Origin of the sequence: Streptomyces sp. NPDC102437, assembly GCF_044765565.1 — a bacterium.
Classification (GTDB): domain Bacteria; phylum Actinomycetota; class Actinomycetes; order Streptomycetales; family Streptomycetaceae; genus Streptomyces.
Genome location: NZ_JBIWKI010000009.1, coordinates 172,473 through 193,559 on the forward strand (window position 1 = coordinate 172,473; position 21,087 = coordinate 193,559).

At 72.2% G+C, this 21,087-nt stretch carries 23 protein-coding genes; 11 read left to right on the plus strand and 12 right to left on the minus strand.

The genetic code is table 11. From position 1 onward, the window contains the following. Window positions 1-51: 51 nt before the first annotated feature. Window positions 52-1,173 (minus strand): DUF1648 domain-containing protein, encoded by a 1,122-nt coding sequence (locus ACIRJP_RS14350; RefSeq protein ID WP_404172676.1) that lies wholly within the window; start codon window positions 1,171-1,173, stop codon window positions 52-54. Window positions 1,174-1,269: 96 nt separating this feature from the next. Then, window positions 1,270-1,662, minus strand: a complete 393-nt coding sequence (locus tag ACIRJP_RS14355; RefSeq protein ID WP_404172679.1) for a GntR family transcriptional regulator — start codon at window positions 1,660-1,662, stop codon at window positions 1,270-1,272. A 129-nt stretch (window positions 1,663-1,791) separates the two neighbouring features. Here ACIRJP_RS14355 and ACIRJP_RS14360 point away from each other — a divergent pair, with 129 nt between their 5' ends. Continuing rightward, window positions 1,792-2,766 (plus strand): ABC transporter ATP-binding protein, encoded by a 975-nt coding sequence (locus ACIRJP_RS14360; protein WP_404172682.1) that lies wholly within the window; start codon window positions 1,792-1,794, stop codon window positions 2,764-2,766. After that, window positions 2,766-3,563, plus strand: coding sequence for an ABC transporter permease (locus tag ACIRJP_RS14365; protein WP_404172685.1), 798 nt, complete (start codon window positions 2,766-2,768; stop codon window positions 3,561-3,563). Before ACIRJP_RS14360 ends, ACIRJP_RS14365 begins: the two co-directional genes overlap by 1 nt. Window positions 3,564-3,626: 63 nt before the next feature. Here ACIRJP_RS14365 and msrB read toward each other — a convergent pair whose 3' ends face one another. The 4 genes from msrB to ACIRJP_RS14385 form a co-directional block, all read right to left on the minus strand. Then, window positions 3,627-4,034, minus strand: a complete 408-nt coding sequence (msrB, locus tag ACIRJP_RS14370; protein ID WP_266729075.1) for a peptide-methionine (R)-S-oxide reductase MsrB — start codon at window positions 4,032-4,034, stop codon at window positions 3,627-3,629. Between the two features lie 9 nt (window positions 4,035-4,043). Further along, complete coding sequence (gene murC / locus ACIRJP_RS14375) at window positions 4,044-5,438, minus strand: UDP-N-acetylmuramate--L-alanine ligase (RefSeq protein ID WP_404172688.1); 1,395 nt, start codon at window positions 5,436-5,438, stop codon at window positions 4,044-4,046. 79 nt (window positions 5,439-5,517) lie between these two features. Beyond that, entirely contained in the window at window positions 5,518-5,970 is a 453-nt protein-coding gene (locus tag ACIRJP_RS14380) for an indole-3-glycerol phosphate synthase (RefSeq protein WP_404172691.1), read from the minus strand. Between the two features lie 149 nt (window positions 5,971-6,119). Further along, the gene (locus ACIRJP_RS14385) at window positions 6,120-6,884 is read right to left on the minus strand and encodes a pyrimidine reductase family protein (protein WP_404172694.1); all 765 of its coding nucleotides are present in this window, start codon (window positions 6,882-6,884) and stop codon (window positions 6,120-6,122) included. Between the two features lie 37 nt (window positions 6,885-6,921). Here ACIRJP_RS14385 and zapE point away from each other — a divergent pair, with 37 nt between their 5' ends. The 5 genes from zapE (at window position 6,922) to ACIRJP_RS14410 (ending at window position 11,689) form a co-directional block, all read left to right on the plus strand. Then, window positions 6,922-8,013, plus strand: a complete 1,092-nt coding sequence (gene zapE, locus ACIRJP_RS14390; RefSeq protein ID WP_404172697.1) for a cell division protein ZapE — start codon at window positions 6,922-6,924, stop codon at window positions 8,011-8,013. An 83-nt stretch (window positions 8,014-8,096) separates the two neighbouring features. Continuing rightward, window positions 8,097-8,522 (plus strand): OsmC family protein, encoded by a 426-nt coding sequence (locus tag ACIRJP_RS14395; protein WP_383720759.1) that lies wholly within the window; start codon window positions 8,097-8,099, stop codon window positions 8,520-8,522. 126 nt (window positions 8,523-8,648) lie between these two features. After that, window positions 8,649-10,049 carry an alkaline phosphatase PhoX gene (locus ACIRJP_RS14400; protein ID WP_404172701.1) on the plus strand — a complete coding sequence of 467 codons (1,401 nt, stop codon included), beginning with the start codon at window positions 8,649-8,651 and terminating at the stop codon, window positions 10,047-10,049. A gap of 48 nt (window positions 10,050-10,097) precedes the next feature. Beyond that, a complete protein-coding gene (locus ACIRJP_RS14405) occupies window positions 10,098-10,781 on the plus strand; it encodes a hypothetical protein (protein WP_404172704.1) in 684 nt (227 codons plus the stop codon). Window positions 10,782-10,849: 68 nt separating this feature from the next. Next, window positions 10,850-11,689: a polysaccharide deacetylase family protein gene (locus ACIRJP_RS14410; RefSeq protein WP_404172707.1), complete on the plus strand. Its 840-nt coding sequence runs from the start codon at window positions 10,850-10,852 to the stop codon at window positions 11,687-11,689. A 19-nt stretch (window positions 11,690-11,708) separates the two neighbouring features. On the opposite strand, the gene ACIRJP_RS14415 is transcribed toward ACIRJP_RS14410, so the two are convergent. From ACIRJP_RS14415 to ACIRJP_RS14430, 4 genes are read right to left on the minus strand one after another with little or no spacing between them, the layout of a single operon-like run. Continuing rightward, window positions 11,709-11,912 (minus strand): hypothetical protein, encoded by a 204-nt coding sequence (locus ACIRJP_RS14415; RefSeq protein WP_404172710.1) that lies wholly within the window; start codon window positions 11,910-11,912, stop codon window positions 11,709-11,711. Window positions 11,913-11,926: 14 nt separating this feature from the next. After that, entirely contained in the window at window positions 11,927-12,595 is a 669-nt protein-coding gene (locus tag ACIRJP_RS14420) for an ABC transporter (protein ID WP_404172713.1), read from the minus strand. Further along, window positions 12,592-13,449: an ATP-binding cassette domain-containing protein gene (locus ACIRJP_RS14425; protein ID WP_404172716.1), complete on the minus strand. Its 858-nt coding sequence runs from the start codon at window positions 13,447-13,449 to the stop codon at window positions 12,592-12,594. Before ACIRJP_RS14425 ends, ACIRJP_RS14420 begins: the two co-directional genes overlap by 4 nt. A gap of 44 nt (window positions 13,450-13,493) precedes the next feature. Continuing rightward, window positions 13,494-14,168: an AIM24 family protein gene (locus ACIRJP_RS14430; protein WP_351256646.1), complete on the minus strand. Its 675-nt coding sequence runs from the start codon at window positions 14,166-14,168 to the stop codon at window positions 13,494-13,496. 72 nt (window positions 14,169-14,240) lie between these two features. On the opposite strand from ACIRJP_RS14430, the gene ACIRJP_RS14435 reads away from it, so the two are divergent. From ACIRJP_RS14435 to ACIRJP_RS14445, 3 genes are all read left to right on the plus strand, one after another. Beyond that, window positions 14,241-14,990 carry a peptidyl-tRNA hydrolase gene (locus ACIRJP_RS14435; protein WP_404172719.1) on the plus strand — a complete coding sequence of 250 codons (750 nt, stop codon included), beginning with the start codon at window positions 14,241-14,243 and terminating at the stop codon, window positions 14,988-14,990. A gap of 130 nt (window positions 14,991-15,120) precedes the next feature. Continuing rightward, on the plus strand, window positions 15,121-16,419 hold the full coding sequence (locus tag ACIRJP_RS14440; RefSeq protein WP_404172722.1) for a DUF692 domain-containing protein: 1,299 nt from the start codon (window positions 15,121-15,123) through the stop codon (window positions 16,417-16,419). A gap of 5 nt (window positions 16,420-16,424) precedes the next feature. Further along, window positions 16,425-17,438, plus strand: coding sequence for a TIGR04222 domain-containing membrane protein (locus ACIRJP_RS14445; protein ID WP_404172725.1), 1,014 nt, complete (start codon window positions 16,425-16,427; stop codon window positions 17,436-17,438). A 256-nt stretch (window positions 17,439-17,694) separates the two neighbouring features. Here the strand turns inward: ACIRJP_RS14445 and hemQ are convergent, their stop codons facing one another. Continuing rightward, on the minus strand, window positions 17,695-18,423 hold the full coding sequence (gene hemQ, locus ACIRJP_RS14450; RefSeq protein ID WP_266729089.1) for a hydrogen peroxide-dependent heme synthase: 729 nt from the start codon (window positions 18,421-18,423) through the stop codon (window positions 17,695-17,697). Window positions 18,424-18,427: 4 nt separating this feature from the next. Next, window positions 18,428-19,915, minus strand: a complete 1,488-nt coding sequence (gene hemG, locus ACIRJP_RS14455) for a protoporphyrinogen oxidase (protein ID WP_404172728.1) — start codon at window positions 19,913-19,915, stop codon at window positions 18,428-18,430. Between the two features lie 126 nt (window positions 19,916-20,041). Here hemG and ACIRJP_RS14460 point away from each other — a divergent pair, with 126 nt between their 5' ends. Next, on the plus strand, window positions 20,042-21,037 hold the full coding sequence (locus ACIRJP_RS14460) for a DUF4349 domain-containing protein (RefSeq protein WP_404172731.1): 996 nt from the start codon (window positions 20,042-20,044) through the stop codon (window positions 21,035-21,037). Window positions 21,038-21,087 lie beyond the last annotated feature (50 nt).

Here is a 21,087-nt window from a genome sequence, read left to right on the forward strand (position 1 = left end):
CTCCGCTGCCCGGAGTCACCGGCCACCCCGGAGCCACCCGACGGCCCGCAGTCACCCGACGGCCCGGACGACGGACGCTCCCACCACGACGGCGAGGACCAGCGCCACGACGACCAGGGACCGCGGGTTGCCGAGGTTGACCGTCCAGCCGATGCCGACCCGCTTGGGCACCAGGATCGCGGGATCGTCGGCATTGACGTAGACCGTGCCGGCGCCGCGCCAGAAACGGTCGTCGTCGCGCGGCACCAGTCCGGTGCTCTCCTCGCCCGTGTCCTCCCGCAGCCTGCTCCCGGCGGGCCCGACGCGCAGGACGAGCCAGGCGGTCACGGCGAGGACCCCGACGAGCGGCACACCCGCGGCGGTCAGGGTCATGCCCGTGGAGCGGGTGTCGCTCCACATCAGCGCGGACAGCCCGAGCAGCATCAGGTTCACCAGGGCGGTGATGCCCAGCATGGAGCGGGCCGTGACGGTGAGATAGCGGCGGTACCGTGCGGCGCCGGCCACGGGGCGCGCCACATCGAGGTCGGCGCGGGCCCGGAGCAGCCCGGCGACGGTGGCGACCATGGTGAGGGTGAGCAGGACCTGGCCGAGGACGAACCCGAAGGCGGTCCACACACTGGTCGGGTACGTGCGGTAGACGGTGCCGCCGAGCGAGCGTTCGGGCAGTGCGATGTGGTCGGGCAGGCCGGGGTAGACGACGACGCCCGCGACGACGCTGACGGCGATCACGACGAGCGCGGGGACCGCCCAGCCCCAGGGGAAGCGGACCGGGTCGGTGCGCAGGGACGTGTCCACGACGGCGCCCTGCCGGGCCTGCCGGTACCACCCGCCCTCCGACTTCGCGCGGGAGATGGCCCGGTGGGCGCGTCCCCACAGGACGGCGGCGAGGGCGCAGAGCAGCAGCGAACCGGCGACCGGGGCGGCGGGGGTGCCGAACGCGGCGCCGAGCGCCGTGGCGGGCACGGTGACGACGGCCGCGGCGACGAGCATCGCACCGCGGTAGCGGTGGCGCTGTTCCTCGACGGCGGCGGAGCGCGCCTGGTCCGGCGGTACGCGGACGCCGAAAGGTACGGCGGAGGGGCTGAGGAGGGGGCTGGGGGCGGTGTACAGCACGGCGCTGAGCACCGCGAGTATGCCGAAGTCGAGAGCTGCGTCGACCACCAAGGTGTTCACCTGTCCCTTCCTTTCACTGATCCCGACGGGGCGGGGCGCCGCGCCGGAGCCCGGCGCGGCGTTTCGGGTGTGCGTTTTCCGGGACGGCCCCGAGGGTCAGGGCGTCCCGTCCTCCCTCGCGGGGAAGCGGTCCAGAACCGCCGCGACATGACTCATCACCTCCGCCTTCGCGATCCCTCGTACATCCAGCTCGGCGAGGAGGGTGCGCATGCGCGTCTCCCAGTCGACGCCGGCCCGCAGTTCGTCCGACGGCTGCTTGACGTCGGGCCGGACCACCGCGCCGCTCTTGCGGTTGATGCGGATGATCCCTTCGCGTCGTAGCAGGTCATAGGCCTTGTTGACGGTGTGGAAGTTGATCGCCAGGTCGACGGCAAGCTGCCTGGTGGACGGAAGTCCGGCACCGGGCGCCAACGCGCCTTCCGCGATGGCTTCCACCACCCGGTCCCGGATCTGCTGATAGATCGGCACCTCGCTGTCGAGGTCGAGCACTAGGTACACGCCATAACCCTATCTGCTATACATCTAATAGAACAGACGCTCAGGCTTCGCTGGAGGATGAATCCCCATGGCACTGATGAACATCTGCGACACCGGCCGTGCCATCGCCGGGTCCAACCGATGAGCGGCAGGCCGCAGGGCCTGTCCATCGAAGTCAGCGGGCTGACCAAGCGGTTCGGAGCCGTACGCGCCGTCGACGACCTGAGTTTCACTGTGCGGCCGGGCGTCGTGACGGGCTTCCTCGGCCCCAACGGCGCGGGCAAGACCACGACGATGCGGATGATCCTCGGCCTGGTGGCTCCCACCGCGGGCACCGCCACCATCGGCGGCAAGCGGTACGCGGAGCTGTCCAGGCCCACCGCCACCGTGGGCGCCGTGCTCGACGCCTCTGCGGTCCACCCCGGCCACACGGCCCGCGACCATCTGCACATCTACCGCACCATGGGCGGCCACCCGCCCGAGCGGGTCGATCGGCTGCTGGACCGGCTGGGGCTCGCCCAGGCGGCCGACCGCCGTACCCGCACCTTCTCCACGGGCATGCGGCAACGGCTCTCGCTCGCCACGGCACTGCTGGGCGACCCGCGGGTACTGCTGCTGGACGAGCCGGGCAACGGGCTCGACCCGGAGGGCATCGCCTGGCTGCGCGGGCTGCTGCGCGCTCTGGCCGCCGAGGGCCGCACCGTGCTGGTGTCGAGCCATGTGCTCAGCGAGGTGCAGCAGATCGTCGAGGACGTCGTCGTGATTCGCGAGGGCCGGCTGGTGGCGGCGGGACCGATGGCGGAGGTCGAGCGGCTCGCCCCCTGCACGGTGCTGGTCCGCTCCCCGGACGCGGCGGCGCTGCGCGCCGCACTGCTGCGCGGCACCGCGCGGGACGGGGCGGCCGACCGGGTGGACCTCCTGCCGGACGGGACGCTGCGGGTGTACGGGATGGCGGACGCCGCCGTCGCCGATCTGGCCGCCGCCGAGCGGCTGCGGGTGCACGGGCTGACCGCCGGGGGCGGCCTGGAACAGCTCTTCCTCCGGCTGGCGGGGGACGGCGAACCGGCAGGCCCCGGCCAGTCGGCGGCACTGATGGACAGGGGGCAGAACCGGTGATGAACGCACTGATCAAGGCGGAGTTCCGGCGGCTGGCCGCCACCCGCCTGTGGCTGTGGGCGCTCCTCGCGGCCGTCGTCCTGGGCGGCGGCATGGTGGGGCTGATGACACTGGTCGGGCCGGAGAACTTCGACCCGCCGGCGCCCGGCCTGGACACCGAGGCCGGTGTCCGCTCCGTACTCGGCATGCTGAGCTTCACGGTGTTCCTGCCGGCCGCGCTCGGCACCCTGGCGATGACGTCGGAATACCGGCACCGCACCGCCACGTACACCTTCCTGCACGCCCCGCGGCGCCGGCAGGTGCTCACCGCCAAGCTCTTCACGTACGGCGTCGCCGGTCTGCTGTACGGACTGGTGCTCACCGGCACGGCGGCGATCGCCTTCTTCGGGGGTGTGGCGGCGCGCGGGGTGACCCCGGGGATGGCCACCGGCGAGGTGCTGGGGCTGCTCGTGCGGCCGGCGGTGGCGATGGCGGTGTACACCCTGCTGGGCGTGGCGGCCGGGGCGCTGATCCGTCATCAGGTCGCGGCGCTGGCCGTCGTCATCGGCTATCTGTACGCGGGCGAGTACCTGCTGATGATGATACCGGGCGTCAAGCTGCTCTACCCTCTGCTGCCGGGCGGCGCCACGGCGTCCCTGACCGGCTTCAGCTATGTGGCGGACACGATGGCCGATGAGCTGGCGACCGGCCCGGTGCCGCTGCTCTCCCCCGTCGGCGGCGGACTGCTGCTCGCCGGGTACGCCCTGGTCGCGGCGGGCGTCGCGGTCCTGGTGCCGATGCGCAGGGACGTGCACTGAGCCCGGACGACGGAGCGGGTGCCCCGGAACGTTTTCCGGGGCACCCGCTCCGTCTCTCGTCCCTCAGCCCTCGTCCGGGGTCAGGCGCAGCGAGATCGAGTTGATGCAGTACCGCTGGTCCGTGGGGGTCGGGTAGCCCTCGCCCTCGAAGACATGGCCGAGGTGCGATCCGCAGCGTGCGCAGCGGACCTCGGTGCGGACCATGCCGTGGCTGCGGTCCTGGATCAGTTCGACCGCGTCGCTGTCCTTCGGGTCGTAGAAGGACGGCCAGCCGCAGTGCGACTCGAACTTGGTGTCCGAGCGGAAGAGTTCGGCGCCGCAGGCCCGGCAGGAGTAGACGCCCGTGGTCTTGGTGTCGGTGTACTCACCGACGAAGGCGGGTTCGGTGCCGGCCTGGCGCAGGACCGCGTACTCGGCCGGCGTCAGCTCCGCCCGCCACTGCTCGTCCGGCTTCTCGATGTCGTACGACACGTCGCTCCCTCAGCTCGACAGGTGGTCCAGGATCTGCGGGCCGAGGTCCGTGACATCGCCCGCTCCCATGGTGAGAACGAGGTCGCCGGGCTTCGCCATTCCCGCGACCACCTCGGGGACCGCGGTCTTGTCGTGGACGGCGGTGGCGTCGGCGCCCGCGGCCCGCGCCGCGTCGATGATCAGGTCGCTGGTGATGCCGGGGATCGGGTCCTCGCGGGCTGGGTAGATGTCCAGCACCACGGAGGCGTCGGCCAGCGCGAGGGCCTGGCCCATCTCGGTACCGAGCTCCTGGGTGCGGGAGAAGAGGTGCGGCTGGAAGACGACCAGGAGGCGGGCCTCGGAGGCGGCGCCGCGCATCGCTTCGAGGTCCGCGGTCATCTCGGTGGGGTGGTGCGCGTACGAGTCGATGACCTGCACGCCCGCCGCCTCGCCCTTGAGCTGGAGGCGGCGCTTGACCCCGGTGTACTTGCCGAGGGCCGAGGCCAGATTGTGGGCCGGGACGCCGAGGGCGACACCGGCGGCGAGGGCCGCGACGGCATTGAGGGCGTAGTGGCGGCCGGGCACGGAGACCGTGAACGTGAGGTACTTCCCGTTCAGGACGACCGTGACCTCGCTGGTCAGTCCGCGCGGGGTGATCTTGTGGACGCGTACGTCGGCGTTCTCGGACTCGCCGTAGGTGACCACGTTCAGCGAGGGCAGGGCCCGGACCCGCTCCGTCAGCTCGACGGCGCCCGCCTGGTCGGCGGAGATCACCAGGGTGCCGCCCGGGACGATCTTGCCGGCGAAAGCCTCGAACGACTCGTAGATCTCGTCCATCGAGGCATAGTTCGCGTGGTGGTCCAGCTCGACGTTGAGGACGATCGCGACCTCGGGGTCGTACTTCTGGAAGCTGCGGTCGCTCTCGTCCGCCTCGGCGACGAAGATCGCGCCTTCGCCGTGCGCGGCGTTGGTGCCGGGGCCGGCGAGGTCGCCGCCGATGGCGTACGAGGGGTCGAGGTTCAGCTCGGTCAGGGCGACGGCCAGCATCGACGTGGTGGTCGTCTTGCCGTGCGTGCCGGCCACCGCGATGGCGCGCAGCCCGCCCATGAGCGAGGCGAGCGCGTCGGAGCGATGCACCACCGGGACCGACAGCTCGGCGGCGCGCAGCAGCTCCGGGTTGTCGGCGCGGATGGCGCTGGAGACGACCACGCACGAGGCGTCGTCCGCCAGATGTCCGGCGGCGTGCCCGATGTGGACGGTCGCCCCCAGCGCCCGCAGTGCCTCGGCGGTACCCGACTCCTTGGCGTCGCTGCCCGCGACCTTGGCGCCGCGCTGGGCGAGGATCTTCGCGATGCCCGACATTCCGGCGCCGCCGATGCCGATGAAGTGCGGCCGTTCCATGGCGGCAGGAATACCGGGTGCCATGCGTGTGTCTCCCAGAGGTCGATGCGAGTGGCCGAGTCGGGATGCGAGTACCCGATTCGGTACGAGGTGCCCGCCCAGCCTATTCGCTGTGCGCGAAGAGCTTGAGCACCGGTACGCCGACCTTGTGGCGGGCCCTGGACGCCCAGTCCCGGTGGAAGAACTCCTCGACGTAGTGCGGAGCGGTCAGCACGATGACCTCGTCCGCCTCCGCGTCGTCGACCACGGACTTCAGCTTGTCCAGGGGGTGGTCCTCGATCACCTGTCCGACCGCTTCGGAGCCTGCCTGGCGCAGTGCCTCCAGGGAGACTTCGAGCGCGAGTTCGGCGGGCTGTCTGGCATTCTTGCCTTCTGGCTCCTCGCCCTCCCGGGCGGCTTCCTTCAGCTCTCCCATCGCCAGGTCGTCGATGGCTCGCAGCAGCACATCTGCCTGGTCACCGCGGGGTTGCATGAGCACGACGAAGGAGGTCGACTCCTCTCCGTGCAGAGTGGTGACGAACTCGACGTCCTCGGAGGTGAGGGGCTTCTCGATCATCAAAACGCTGGTGAACACCACGGGCGCCCTTCTGCTTCAGTGGCCGTCGCCGGTCACTGCTGAAACCATCCTTCCCCGTGCTCCCACGGGGTCTGCGAGAGTAATTGTGCCCACCGGAAGCTAACCGGAACGACATATTCCGCTGATTGTCAGCTCCGACGGTACCGAGTGAAGAGGAACCCGGCCTCTTCCAGCATCGACGCCAGGGTGAATCGTTCCGGCACGGCCACCGAGGGGCCGCCCGCGATCCGCTGCGCGTCCCCGGCGGTCAGCATCGGCGAGAGGGTCAGACAGAGCTCGTCCAGCACCCCGGCGGCCACGAACTGGCCCAGCATCCGGGGGCCGCCCTCGGTCAGCTGCCGCTTGAGTCCGCGGTCCGCCAGCTCCCGTACGGCCCTGGCGGGGTCCACCCGGGAGCCCTCCCCCGCGATCACCACCTCGGCGCCCGCCCGGCGCGCCTCCTCGATCCGGCCCGGCGGGGCCCCGGCGCCGGTCAGCACCAGGGTGGGGACGAGTGGCCCGGTGAAGAGCGGCAACGAGAAGTCGAGGTCCAGGCTGCCGCTCACCACGGCGATCGCGGGCGCCGGCCCCTGCCCCGCCGCGGCCCGGCGGGCGGCGAACGCCTCGCGGGCCCTGGCGGGGCGGTAGCCCTCCAGGCGCACCGTCTCCGCCCCGGCCAGGACCACATCGGCCAGACCTCGCAGGGTGCCGAAGATCCGCATGTCGCTCGCGCAGGAGATCGGCTGCGAGCGGCCGTCGTGCTGGGCGGCACCGTCGAGCGTCGAAACCATGTTGGCGCGCAGCCAGGGTCCGTCCTGTTCGGGGTAGGCGTAGGCATCGGCCAGGGCGTCCAGACTCCACTCCTCCTCGTGGTCAGCCGGTGTCGGGTCGGTCACAGGGAAGAGGCGTCGCATGTTCTGCAGTCTGGCACGGCGCTTAAGGTTGGGAGTTGTGTCGTCCTCCACAGCCCTGCCGGGGCAGAGCCCCATAGCCGAAACGGCTCCCCTTTCCCTGTGCGCTCTAGAGCCCCGCGTACCCGCCGACCGGCTGGTCGCCGAGATGGTGCCGCCGCCACGCTTCGACTCCGTGCGTTTCGACACCTATGTGCCGGACCCCAAGCAGCCGAGCCAGACGGAGGCGGTCGGGGTCCTGAGCGGCTTCGCGGCCGGGCTCGGCGGCGCGCACGCCAGCGGCTCGGGCAAGCGCAAGTGGTTCAGCAGGAAGCCCGCGGCCCCCTCGGCCCCGCTCGGGGTCTACCTCGACGGTGGCTACGGCGTCGGCAAGACCCATCTGCTGGCCTCCCTGTGGCACGCCACCCCCGCCGCCCCCTCGCTGAAGGCTTTCGGCACCTTCGTGGAGCTGACCAACCTGGTCGGCGCGCTGGGCTTCCAGCAGACCGTGCAGACGCTGAGCGGGCACCGGCTCCTGTGCATCGACGAATTCGAACTGGACGACCCGGGCGACACCGTGCTGGTGTCGTCGCTGCTGAGCAGGCTGGTCGAGGCGGGGGTCGCGCTCGCCGCCACTTCCAACACGCTGCCCGGCAAGCTCGGCGAGGGCCGGTTCGCCGCGGCCGACTTCCTGCGGGAGATCCAGGGCCTGTCCGCCCACTTCCGCCCGCTGCGGATCGACGGCGAGGACTACCGCCACCGAGGGCTGCCCGAGGCCCCCGCGCCGTACTCCGACGAGCAGGTCACCAGGGCGGCGTACGCCACCGAGGGCGCCAGCCTGGACGACTTCCCCTCGCTGCTCGACCATCTCGCCCGGGTCCATCCGAGCCGCTACGGCGCGCTGACGGACGGCCTGCGGGCGGTCTGCCTCACCGACGTCCGGCCGGTCCCCGACCAGTCGACCGCGCTGCGGCTCGTAGTTCTCGCGGACCGGCTGTACGACCGGGAGGTCCCGGTGCTCGCCTCCGGGCTGCCGTTCGACCGGCTGTTCAGTGAAGAGATGCTGAACGGCGGATACCGGAAGAAGTACTTCCGGGCGATCTCCCGGCTGACGGCGCTGGCGCGCGACGCGAAGGGGCTGGTGGCGCAGTAGGTTCGGGAACGTACCGCCCCTCGGACCCTTGGGCCCCGAGGGACTCCGGTACCAACCGCGCACACCGTTCGAAGGGAATCGGCATGGCAACCACGCGTCAGGCTCACACGGTCTGGGACGGCAACCTGATCGAGGGCAAGGGGGTCGTCACCTTCGACTCCTCCGGCATCGGCGAATTCGACGTCTCCTGGCCGTCCCGCGCGGAGAAGGCGAACGGCAAGACCTCCCCCGAGGAGCTCATCGCGGCGGCCCACTCCAGCTGCTTCTCGATGGCGCTGGCCCACGGTCTGGCCTCGGCCGGCACCCCGTCGACCCAGCTGACCACCACCGCCGACGTCACCCTCCAGCCCGGCACCGGGATCACCGGAATCCACCTCACCGTCCAGGGCCAGGTGCCCGGCATCGACGAGGCGGACTTCGTCAAGGCCGCCGAGGACGCCAAGGCGAACTGCCCGGTCAGCCAGGCGCTGACCGGCACGACGATCACGCTCTCCGCCTCGCTGATCTGACCGCAGGGGCCACTCCCGGCCCGGGACGCGACCAGGGCCTCAGTGACCCGCATGGTTCCCGCGCGGCGATACGCGTGCTACACACATGCGGGTCACTTCTCCTGTCCGCCAGCAGGGAGTTGCCTCATGTCATCAGAAACGTCACGCGTGACCGAAGAAACGTCACGGCCGACGGCCACACGTCGTCAGGTCCTGGCCGGCAGCGGCGCGGCCGTCGCCTCCATCGCCTTCGCCGGAGCGTTCTGCGAACTCTTCGCGGGCACCGCCGCCGCCCGGGGACACAGCGGGTACGGCCCGCTGGTGCCCGACCCCGACGGTCTGCTCGACCTTCCGAAGGGCTTCCGCTACCGGGTGCTGTCCCGGGAGGGCGACCAGCTCCGCTCCGGCGAGGGCCAGGTCCCCAGCAACCACGACGGCATGGCCGCCTTCGCCGGCCGTCACGGCCACGTACGGCTCGTCCGCAACCACGAGAACCGCGTCACCGCGAAACGCCCGGTCCCGACCGTCGAGGGTCTCACCTATGACCCGATGGGCAAGGGCGGCTGTACGGCCCTGGAGCTGGACGGCCGCAACAACGTCCTCGGCGAACGGGTCGCCATCGCCGGTACGGCGGTGAACTGCGCGGGTGGCCGTACCCCGTGGAACACCTGGCTGACCTGCGAGGAAACCGAGGACAGAGCCGGTACCAACGGATACACCAAGGACCACGGCTTCATCTTCGAGGTCGACGGCGCCGATCCGCACCGCACCGGGGCCGTGCCGCTCACCGCGATGGGCCGCTTCCAGCACGAGGCCATCGCGATCGACCCGAAGAACGGGATCGTCTACGAGACGGAGGACGCGTTCCAGAAGCCGTTCGGGCTCTTCTACCGCTTCCTGCCGAACAAGCCGCTCGGCGGTACGGGCTCGCTGCGGGCCGGCGGCCAGCTGGAGGCCATGCGGGTGCCGGGCGTCGCCGACCTCTCCATGGTCCAGGAGACCGGCGCGAGCTTCGAGGGCATCGAGTGGGTTCCCGTACCGGATCCGCTGGCGGCCGGGACACCGATCCGGTTCCAGGACTTCGGCCCGAAGGGCATCACGCACGCCCAGAAGCTGGAGGGCTGCTACTGGGGCGGGTCCTCGGTCTACTTCGTCTCCAGCTTCGCGCACAGCGCGGAGGGGTCCGCCGCCGACCACTACGGCCAGGTGTGGCGGTACGAGCCGAAGCGGCGCCGCCTCACGCTCGTCATCGTCTTCGGCCCCGGCACCGACGTACAGCTGCCGGGCGAGTCCCCGGACAACATCTGCCTCGCCGCCGACGGCGGGCTGATGGTGTGCGAGGACGGCGGCGGCGCGCAGCATGTGTTCGGCCTGACGCGACGCGGCGAGGTGTACCCGATGGCGCGGGGCCGGCAGAACATCGGGACGCCGGAGGAGCCCGAGTGGGGAGAGTTCGCCGGGGTCACGTTCGCGCCGGACGGCGGAACGATGTACGTGAACTGCTACACGCCGGGGACGACGTTCGCGGTGACGGGGCCGTGGCGCTGACGCGCTGACGTGCTGGTCCATTGAGATCCCGGAGGGGGCGGGCAGCGGGTGCCCGCCCCCTTCGCGCTGCCCGGGACGGGGTCCGTGTTCTGCCCGGCGGAACGGTCGGCGGACCGGGCGGACGAACAGCCCGGGGCCCGACGGGTATTGACCGGAGAAGCCGCGGCGGGCGGGACCGCCGCGTACTCTCCAGCCAAGGCCGTGGACGGCTACGCCCGCCCGTACACCGGTCCGCACATGTGGGTCTCCGAGCCGCTCCGGGACGGCGTCGGGGCCTGTCTGGAGCTGACCTGTCCGCAGCCGGTCACGCTCAGCCGGATCGACGTGCTCGCCGACGACGACGTCAACGAGGACCTGATCAACCCGCATCAACCTCGGACCCCCTTCGACACGCTGCCCACCCTGCTGCGGGACTGCCGCGTCGAGGCACGCGAGGCGGACGGCAACTGGCGGACCGTCGCCCGTACGACGGACAACCGGCGGCGCCACCAGGTGCACACCCTGGTCGAGCCGGTCACGTCGACGGCGCTCAGGACCGTCGTCGAGGCGACCAACGGGGCACCTTCGGCACACGTCGTCCCCGTCCGCGCCTACGGATGGGAGCGGACCGTGCCGGGCGGGCCGGTCAGGCGGCCCGGCCCGGTCGATCCGCCCGACCGACTCGACGGCCCGGGTGAATCCGGGCGCGACTCCGACGAAGCAAGGCCCCATATAAGACTTTTATTCGGATAAGCCGATATTTTTCGCTGGTGAATCATTCGAACCACTCGACTCATTCAGCCCATTCGAACAATGCTGTGATGAAAGTGACGTCTCTGTCCGTTCTCGGTGTGGTGCTCGGCGGCCTCGCCGGCTGTGGCGGCCCCGACGGCTCCCCGGCCGCCGGGCGTGCGCCCGCGGCGGCCCACGCCCCGTCGCACGCCGCCTCGGCGCCGCCGACCATGGCTCCGGGGCCCGACGGGCGGACGCCGGTCTTCGAACACGGGGCGATGGATGGCGAGAAGGTGGTGGCGCTGACCTTCGACGCCGACATGACCGCCGCCGAGGGAACCCGCGCGGCGGCGGGCGAGCAGTTCGACAATCCCGAACTGATCGACCTGCTGCGCGACTTGGAGGTGCCCGCCACGGTGTTCATGACGGGGCGGTGGGCCGACGAGTATCCGGCGCAGGCCAGGTCCATCGGCGCCGACCCCCTCTTCGAGGTCGCCAACCACTCGTACAGCCACTACGCCTTCAAGTCCCCCTGCTACGGGCTGCCGACCCTGACCAAGAACGGTATGCGCGCCGATGTGGCGCGGGCCTTCGACTCGTTCCGGAAGGCCGGTGTGCGCAATACGGTGCCGTACTTCCGCTTCCCCGGCGGCTGCTACGACAATGCCTCGCTGCGCGCGCTCGCGCCCGAGAAGGTGACGGCGGTGCAGTGGGACGTCGTCAGCGGCGATGCCTTCGCGACGGACGCGGACGCGGTGGCCGAACTGGTGCTGGACGGGGTGCGGCCCGGCTCACTGGTCGTCATGCACTGCACGCGAAGCGCGGCACCGGTCACGGACGAGGCGGTCCGCCGAGTGGTCCCGGAGCTGCGGGAGCGCGGGTACCGCTTCGTGAAGGTCTCCGACCTGATCCGGGCGGCACAGCGCTGAGAGGCCGCCTGGCGGTCGCTCAGCCGGAGCACGCCGTGCGCTGGGCCTCCTGCCATTCGCAGACCGGGCAGAGGGTGATGCCCCTGACCGACTCCGGGTACTCGGTCGGCTTCCGGCAGAGCACGCACTCGGCGTACGGAGGCCTTGCGGCGGCCTCCGTCCCGGTGGGTGCCGGGTTCGCGGTGGGTGCACCGCAGTACGCCTCTTCCCTGCGCTCGTCCATGCGTACGAGCCTACTCAGGCGCGCAGGGACGTCATCTTGCAGACGAGCGTCGCCGCCGCGGCGGCGAGGGCGGCGGCAGCGACGAGCGGCAGGACGGGGAAGTGCACCGTGCCGGTCCGCGAACCGGTGACCAGGCCCGTCACGGCGGTGTTCGCGGGCGAACCGGCGGTCACCAGGGCCAGCAGCGCGCCGAGCACGGTGGCGGCGACGGACCAGCCGCGCCGGTGCAGCAGCGGCCGGGTGCAGAGCGCGCCGACCACCGCCCCCAGCAGCACACAGCAGGCGGCGGCCAGCAGTCCGGCGGCCCCGGCGGGCAGCAGCGGCACCCGGACGGAGTTGTCGGCGCCGGCCGGCTTGCTGATCAGCAGCACGGTCAGGGTGGCGGCCGCACCCAGCACCCCGGCACAGCCGAGCGCGGCGAGCAGCGCCGCCAGATGCGCCCTCGGCGACCCCACCACCGCGGCGGTGACGGTCCGGGCGGCGGGCGGTTCCTGGTTGGCACAGAGCTGTACGAGCCAGGCGGTGACGGGCAGGAGCCCGGCGGCCGCGTAGCCGAGCGAGTCGAGGACGGGCTGTCCCCACTGCACACCGACGGAGACGAAGGCCGCGTACAGGAGCACCGGGGCGAGCCAGCGCTGGGAGCGGACCAGCAGGGCGGTCTGGTAGCGCAGGAGCGCGGTCATGGTGCCTCGTGGGCCGGGAGGCCGCGTGGGTCCGTGGCGGCCCCGTGCGGGCCGGGGTTCTCGGTGCGGACGGGCGCGGCGGCCACCTGCCGGATGTGCCAGGGCGGGTGCGCGGTGAGCAGGGCGCGCAGCAGCGCGTCGGAGTGTGCGGCCGGGACGGTGAGCCGTACGCCCCCGTCGGCCGCGGGCGTGTGCTCCGGGGCGCCCGGCAGTCCGGCGGGGAGCGATGCGCCGGGCGGGCCCGCCGCCTCGATCCGTACCTGCGGGCCGGTCTCCCCGGCCCGTGCCCCGGGGGCGGGGAGCAGGCCGTCGCCCTCGATCCGGAACACGGCGTCGACCGCCCCGGCGAGCCTGCGCGGGTCGTGGTCGACGAAGACGACGGTGGCGCCGGCCGCGACCCGTTCGGTCACGGCCCGGTCCAGTTCGTCGCGGGCCGCCGTGTCGAGCCCGGTCCATGCCTCGTCCAGGATCAGCAGTTCGGGCTCGGCGAGGAGCGCCTGGGCGACGGCGACCTTCTGGCTGGTGCCCTTGGAGAGTTCCGGAAGCGGTGTACGGGCATGGGCGGCGGCGCCGAAGCGGGCGAGCCAGGACCGGGCACGGTCGGCAGCTTCGGAGGTCCGCAGGCCGTGGATACGGCCGAGGTGGACGAGGTACCCGGACGCGGTGAACGGCAGCGCGGCCGGGAAGCGCTCGGGGACGTATGCCGTACGCGCCCCACGGCCGGTGATCCGGCCCTCCGTCGGGGCGTCGATCCCGGCGAGCAGCCGCAGCAGGGTCGACTTGCCGGTGCCGTTGGCCCCCTCGATCCGGACCAGGGCGTGCGTGGGCAGGTCGAGATCGATCCCACGCAGCACCCAGGGGCCGCCGAGTCCGTACCGGCGGCCGACCCCGGTCAGCCTCAGTTGGCGGTCTTCTCGGGCTTGGCCTCGCTGGGCCGCACGATCACGAATCCCTCCCCGTCCAGCCGCAGTTGGACGGCCTCGCCGGATCCGCCGCGGATCATCGAGCCGACGCTCTGCGAACGGTGCAGCGACGTGGTCAGGTTGGCGCTCCAGCCGACCACCGCGTCCGTGTCGACGCAGACCGGCTGCTGCGGCGTGACGGGAATCACGATGGGGTGTCCCTCGCACATCAGGCCGAGCTTGCCGTAGCCGGTGAAGACGCTGTTGAAGAGCCCGCCGCCGGTCATCCCGGCGCCCTTCACGGTCTTGATCTCGTAGGAGATCGTGGGGTCGAAACAGAGCACGTTGCGGCCGTTGATCGTGAGGACGTCGCCGTGCTCCATCTCCACGATGAAACAGTTGGCGGCCTCGTGCGCGAACCATGCCTCGCCCTGGCCGCGGACCGCCATCAGCGGCAGCCCCTCTCCGGTGACGGCGCGCTTCAGCATGCCGCCTATGCCCTGGCCCTTGCGCTCGAACTGCAGATCACCGCGGAAGGCGATCATCGCTCCCTGGCGGGCGTGCATCTCGCCGTTGACGGCGTACTTGATGGATTTGGCGTTCTGCAGGGTCATCCCGGGGGCCGTCGCCTGCTGTGCCAGGTTCTCGCTGGAAAAGAGATCGCTCTTCATGCGGTGCATCCTCACCCGGAGCGGTCCATTCCGCCAAGAAGCCCGGATCGGGCGGCTGGCAGACTGGACCGGGTGAGCAGCAATGACATTCCCGCGTCCTCGTCCACTCCCCATTCGCCCGCGGCGGACAGCCCGTTCAGGTCCGAGCCGACGAGCCGCGACGAGGCGCCGCAGTACGTGCTGCCGTTGGTCGTGCACATCGAGAAGACCGCTCCCCCGGCCCGTACCGACGCGTTGCGCACCGCGGCCCGCGCGGTGCTCGTGATGCTCTCCGACGAGCGCTCGGTGGGCGAGGGCGAGTGGGCGCGGGCGATGCGGGACTGGCAGGACGCCCGGATCCGCAAGGTGGTGCGGCGGGCGCGCGGCGCGGAGTGGCGCAAGGCGTCCGCGCTGCCGGGCATCACGGTCACGGGCGAGGGCGCCGAGGTGCGGGTCTTCCCGCCGGTGCCGCTGGACGGCTGGCCCAAGGAGCTGGCGAAGCTCCAGGTGTCGGGGACGGATCTGGACGACCCGGAGCCGCCTGCCGCGCCCGGTCGCCGGGGCCCGGTGCTGTGGCTCAACCCGGAGCTGGACATGTCGGCGGGCAAGGCCATGGCGCAGGCCGGGCACGGCGCGCAGCTCGCCTGGTGGGAACTGTCGGACACGGAACGCAAGGCGTGGCGCGAGGCGGGCTTCCCGCTCTCGGTCGCCACCGCGGAGGCGGGGCGCTGGCCGGAGCTCACGGCGAGCGGGCTTCCGGTGGTGCAGGACGCCGGGTTCACCGAGATCGCCCCCGGGTCGTGCACCGTGGTCGCCGACCACCCGGCGCTGCGACGCGGCTGAGTGCCTGAGCTCCTGAGCTCCTGAGCTCCTGAGCGGGAACCTCAAATCGACCTCTGAACGTCCCCCTGTTCGGATTCACCACCGCCCTTTGGGGCCATGAGCCCTGCACGGAGCGGAGGAGGGGGACGGCATGAAGCTGGGTATCGGGATCGGCTGGCGGCCGGAGATCGCGGATGCCGTCGAGGCGCTGCCGGGGATCGACTGGGTGGAGGCGGTCGCGGAGAACATCTGCACCGGTCATGTCCCCGATTCGCTGGTGCGGCTCAGGGAGCGCGGTGTCACGGTCGTCCCGCACGGCGTCTCGCTGGGCCTCGGCGGAGCCGACCGCCCCGACCCGGGCCGGCTCGCCGATCTCGCCGCCCGCGCCGAACTGCTCTCCGCGCCCCTGGTGACCGAGCACATCGCGTTCGTACGGGCCGGGGGGCCGCGCACCTCCTCGCCCGGGCTGGAAGCGGGTCATCTGCTGCCCGTCCCGCGCACCCGGGACGCACTGGACGTGCTGTGCGAGAACGTGCGCATGGCGCAGGAGTCGCTGCCGGTGCCGCTGGCCCTGGAGAACATCGCGGCGCTGATCTCCTGGCCCGACGAGGAGCTGACCGAGGGGCAGTTCCTGGCGGAGCTGGTCGAGCGGACCGGGGTCCGGCTGCTGATCGACGTCGCCAATCTGCACACCAACCATGTCAACCGGGGCGAGGACCCGGCCACCGCGCTCGACGAGCTGCCGGTGGAGGCCATCGCGTACGTGCATGTGGCGGGCGGTATCGAGAAGGACGGTGTCTGGCACGACACCCACGCCCACCCGGTCACCGGGCCCGTACTCGACGTCCTGGCCGAGCTCCGTTCCCGGGTCGACCCGCCCGGTGTCCTGCTGGAGCGGGACGACGACTTCCCGCCGGCCGAGGAGCTGGCGGGCGAACTGGACACGATCCGCGCCACCTTGGCCCGGGCGGCGGGGGACACGAAGCGGCCCGTCCCTCGCGTCCGGCCCTCCGCGCGGTCCGGTGCGTCCACGCCCCCCGACACCACGCGCGACCGGCTCGCGGCCGCCCAGACCGGACTGCTCTGCGCGCTCGTCGCCGGTGGCCCCGCGCCGCAGGGCTTCGACCGGCGGCGCCTCGGGGTCCAGAGCCGTGCGCTGGCCGCCAAGCGGGCCGGGGTCGTCGCCAAGGTGGCGCCGGAGCTGCCGGAGATCCTGGGCACCGGCTACCGAGACGCATTTCTCTCGTACGCCGCGACCCGCCCCATGTCCGCCGGCTACCGGCGCGACGCGATGGACTTCGCCGAGAACCTGCTGATCGCGGGCCGGCCCGCCGACGACGCGGCCCGGCGCCGGCTGACCCACTGGTGGCAGGACCGGGCCGGCGCGCGCCCGCCGCGCCGCACCACCCGGCTCGTACGAGCGGCCCGCGCGGCCCTGATCGGAAGGTGACCGGCATGAACACCGTCGCACTGCTCGTGGACCTCGGCGTCGTGGTCTCCTCCGTGCTCCTGGTCGTGGGGCTCTCACGGGCCCGTGGCGGCACCGGCGGCGCCGTCCACGACGTCTACGAAGCCGCCTTCCTCAACGGCGGTCCGGGCAGGGTCGCGGACGCCGCGCTCACTGCGATGCAGGCGGACGGCCGGCTCGCCGTCGGCGGCCCCGGAATCGTCACCGTCCAGCGGGCCGAAGCCCATGACCCGGTGGAGCGCGCGGTGCTCCAGGACCACGCCACGGCTCCCAGCGGCGCGCTGCACACCCTGCGCGAGGCGGTGATGCGGCACCCCGCGGTGCAGGAGGTCGGGGACGGGCTCGCGGCCCGCGGTCTGCTGGCCGCACCCGCCGCGAGCCGGACGTGGCGCCGCCGGGGCCGTGTCCAGGGAATGGTCTGCCTCCTGGCCGTCCCCCTCAGCATCGTGGCGACCGTCCTGGATCCCCTGTCCGCGGACTTCTTCGCCGTTCCCTTCTTCTTCAAGGTGTTCCCGGTCCTGATCGTCGGTATCTTCACCGGCTTCATCTGCGCCGGCGTCGCCCGGGGACGCGTCACCAGGTCGGGGCGCCGGGCCGCCGAGGCGTCCCGCACCGCCCAGGCGTACAACCCGGACCCGGCCCACGCGGTGGCCGCGCACGGGCTGCGGGCGATCCCCGACCCCGTGTTCCAGGAGCAGCTCATCGCGGCGGCCCGGATGCAGCAGCACGGCCGGACGGCAGGGCGGCGTGCCCACGCGGCGGCTGCGACCACGGGCGCCTCCGCCCTGCTCCTCGCGCCGGTGGTGTGGTGCGCCGGTACGAGTCCCGGTCACGGCAGTTGCGGAAGCTCCGGCGACGGGGGCGGCACGGGCGGCGGTGGCGGGTGCAGTTCCGGGTCGAGCTGTGGATCGAGCGGGTCCGGCTGCGGCGGATCGAGCGGCTCCGGCTGCGGTGGCAGCAGCGGTTCCAGTTGTGGCGGCGGATCCAGCTGCGGCGGTTAGGGCCTGTCCGGCAGATCAGGGTCGGACAGGGCGCGGCGCCTGGTGCGTTCCCGGCGCCGCCGCTGCTGCGCACGTCATCGGGTCCGGTCCCTCAAGCCGCGGTGTGCGGTGGTGCGTGTCGATGAGGACGCCGGTGCGGCGCGCTGGACGCGCGCCGCACCCGGAGCCGAACCCGGTGTCGCTGGAACGACGGGCAGCGCGATGCGCCGGTGCCCGCCCTCTGATCTTCCGGGTCGGGGTGGTCGGAGCCCGCTCGCTACGCGAGCCCGGCCACCAGGTCTGCAACCGACTTCCTGCGCCCCGTGTAGAACGGGACCTCTTCGCGGACGTGCATCCGCGCCTCGGAGGCCCGCAGGTGACGCATCAGGTCGACGATGCGGTAGAGCTCGTCGGCCTCGAAGGCGAGGATCCACTCGTAGTCGCCGAGCGAGAAGGAGGCGACGGTGTTGGCCCGGACGTCGGGGTAGCCGCGCGCCATCTTGCCGTGGTCCGCGAGCATGCGACGGCGGTCCTCGTCCGGCAGCAGGTACCAGTCGTAGGAGCGCACGAAGGGGTAGACGCTGATGTAGTTGCGCGGCGTCTCGTCGGCCAGGAAGGCGGGGATGTGCGACTTGTTGAACTCGGCGGGGCGGTGCAGCGCCATGTTCGACCAGACCGGCTCCAGCGCCAGGCCCAGCTTGGTGCGCCGGAAGAGGTTGTACGCCTCCTGGAGCTCATCCGCCGTCTCGGCGTGCCACCAGATCATGACGTCGGCGTCGGCACGCAGGCCGGAGACGTCGTAGGTGCCGCGGACGGTGATGTCCTTGGCCGCGAGCTGGTCGAACAGCTCCTGGACCTCGTCGGCGTAGCCGGCCCGGTCCGCGGGCAGGACGTCGCGCAGCTTGAAGACGGACCACAGCGTGTAGCGGATGACCTCGTTGAGGTCCTTGGCCTTCTTACCCGCGTTGGGGCCCTTGCTTGATTTCACAGTCTCAGGCGCACTCATACGGCTATTGTCCCGCCTCGCTCCGTGTGCCCTTCACCAGGGTCGACGTGGCGATGATCTCTTCCGCGGGGCGGCCGGTGATGTCAGCCGCGATTTCGTCCGCGGCGCGGTGGGCGCTCGCGATGCAGGCCGGGATGCCGACGCCGTCGTAGACCGCCCCGCAGACGCGCAGCGCGGGCAGCTTGGCGACCTCGTCGCGGATCCGGGCGACCCGGGAGAGATGGCCCACCGGGTACTGGGGCAGCCCGCCGATCCACCGGGTGACCTCGGTGTCCACGGGCTTCGCGGCCAGTCCGGTCGCCTCGACGAGGTCGCGCAGCGACACGTCGACGATCTCGCCGTCCTCGCGGTGGATGTGGTCCTCCTCGCCGTAGCGGCCGACGGAGGTCCGCAGCACGAAGAGGTCCGGGGCCGCGTCGGCGACCCAGTTCCACTTGTGGGAGGAGAAGGTGGACGCCTTGATGGTGCGGCCGTCGACCGGGGGGACGAGGAAGCCGGAGCGGCCGTCGAGTGCGGTCGTGGCGGCGACGTCGGAGCGGCGGAAGGCCATCGTGACGAGCGCCATCGACGCGTACTCGACACCGGCGAGTTCGGCGGAGGCCGCCGGGCACTCGGCGGCGAGCAGCGTGGAGGCGGACCAGGCGGGGGCGGCGAGCACGATGCCGTCGGCATTGATGACCCGGGTGTCCGTACGGACGTCCCAGCCTTCGGCGGTACGGGTCAGGCCGAGGACGGGGGTCGCGGTGAGGATCTCCCCGCCGCCCGCGCGCACCGCGTCGGCGACCGCTCGGGGCAGGGTGCCGATGCCGCCCTCGATGCCCTGGAACACCGGTCCGGTCTGCTGCCGGGCGGTGGCCCGCTCCTGGATGCGCAGGACGGCGTCGAGCAGCGAGCCGCCCTCCCGCGCCGCCTCGAAGAGCTGCGGTACGGCTGCGCGCATCGAGATCCGGTAGGCGTCGCCCGCGTACACGCCGCCGAGCAGCGGCTCCACGAGCCGGTCGACGACCTCGCGGCCCAGCCGGTCGGCGACGTACGCGCCGACGGCGACGTCGTCACCGACGGGGGTCGGGGTGAGCTCGCGCTCCTGCGCGATGCGGGCGAGGCCCTCGGGGGTGAGCAGTCCGGTCAGCACGGCCGGGTCGCCGGGGACGCCCATCACATGACCCTTGGGCATGGGGCGCAGGGCGTCGCGCGTCCAGACCGAGGCGGTGACCGTGGCGGGCGGCTGGAGGCGGTCGCCGAGCCCGACTTCGCGTGCCAGGCCGACCCCCTCCGGGCGGCGGGCGAGCATCGACTCCGCACCGAGGTCGACCTGGGTGCCGGCGATCTCCCCGGTCATGAGCTTGCCGCCGAGCCGCTCGGTGGCCTCCAGCACGGTGACCCGCAGGCCGGTCCCCAGGAGCCGGTGGGCGGCGGCGAGACCGGCGATGCCACCGCCGATGACGACGACATGTCCGGTGCCCGGGTCCGCGCGGTTTATTGAACGCTGCATGCCCCCACTCTCTCAAACCCTTTCCGAGTCCTGAACGTGACTGCTTCGAAACCGGGATCCGGCAACCCGGGCCCCGGTCCGGCACGTCGAACCGCCACCATCGACGACCCGCCTTGGGGGGCATTCATGCAAAGACACCGGCATCCTGGCCGTTCATCGGTCCGCCGTCCGCGCCTGGTCCTGGCGGCCGGCCTCGTGGCCGGCCTGCTCGCGCTGAGCGGCTGCGGCGGCTCGGACAGTGCGAGCGACGCGAGTTCCGGCGACAGCAAGAGGGCGATCGGTGCTCCGGAGCGGGGCGCCGCCGACGCGGCGGCCGGGCCGGCGGAGCAGGAGACGGGCGGTTCGCCGTCGCAGCAGAAGTCACAGGGTGGGTCGCAGGGGAAGAAGAGCGACGCACTGCCCTCCGGTACCCATGTCATCCGTACCGCCTCGCTCTCGGTGGAGGTGGAGAACGCGCCGAAGGCGGCCGCGCTCGCCCGTTCGGCCGCGGAGAGCGCGGGCGGTCTGGTCGCCGGCGAGGAGACCGAGCGGGTCGACGACACGCATGAGGTGTCACATCTCGTGCTGCGCGTTCCGCAGGGCGAGTACGAAGCGGTGCTGAAGCGGCTCGCGGGCACCGGGAAGCTGCTGTCGCGCACCTCGTCGGCGAAGGACATCACCGACCAGGTGGTCGACGTGGAGAGCCGGATCGCCACCCAGCGGGCGAGTGTGGCGCGGGTACGGAAGCTGATGGACCAGGCGGAGAAGCTCAGCGACGTGGTCACGCTGGAGGGCGAACTGAGCAGCCGTCAGGCGTCCCTGGAGTCGCTGCTGGCCCAGCAGGCTTCGCTGAAGGACCGCACCACGCTCGCCACGATCACCCTCGACCTCTCCGAGCCGGAGACGGTGGCGAAGGACGACGATGACGGGCCCGGCTTCCTGGACGCGCTGAGCGGCGGCTGGCACGCGTTCGTGACGGCGCTGCTGTGGCTGGCGATGGCGGTGGGCGCCGCGGCCCCGTTCCTGGCGGCGCTGGCCGTGCTCCTGCTGGTGTGGCGGCTGCTGCGCCGTCGGCTGGCCGGACGCCGTGCGCGGCGGACCTCCGGGCCGGGCGGGTCCTCGTCCGCTCCCCCGGCGCCGTAGCGTGGTCCCTTCGGACTGGGGACGGACCCCAGGTGTCGAAGGGACCGGGC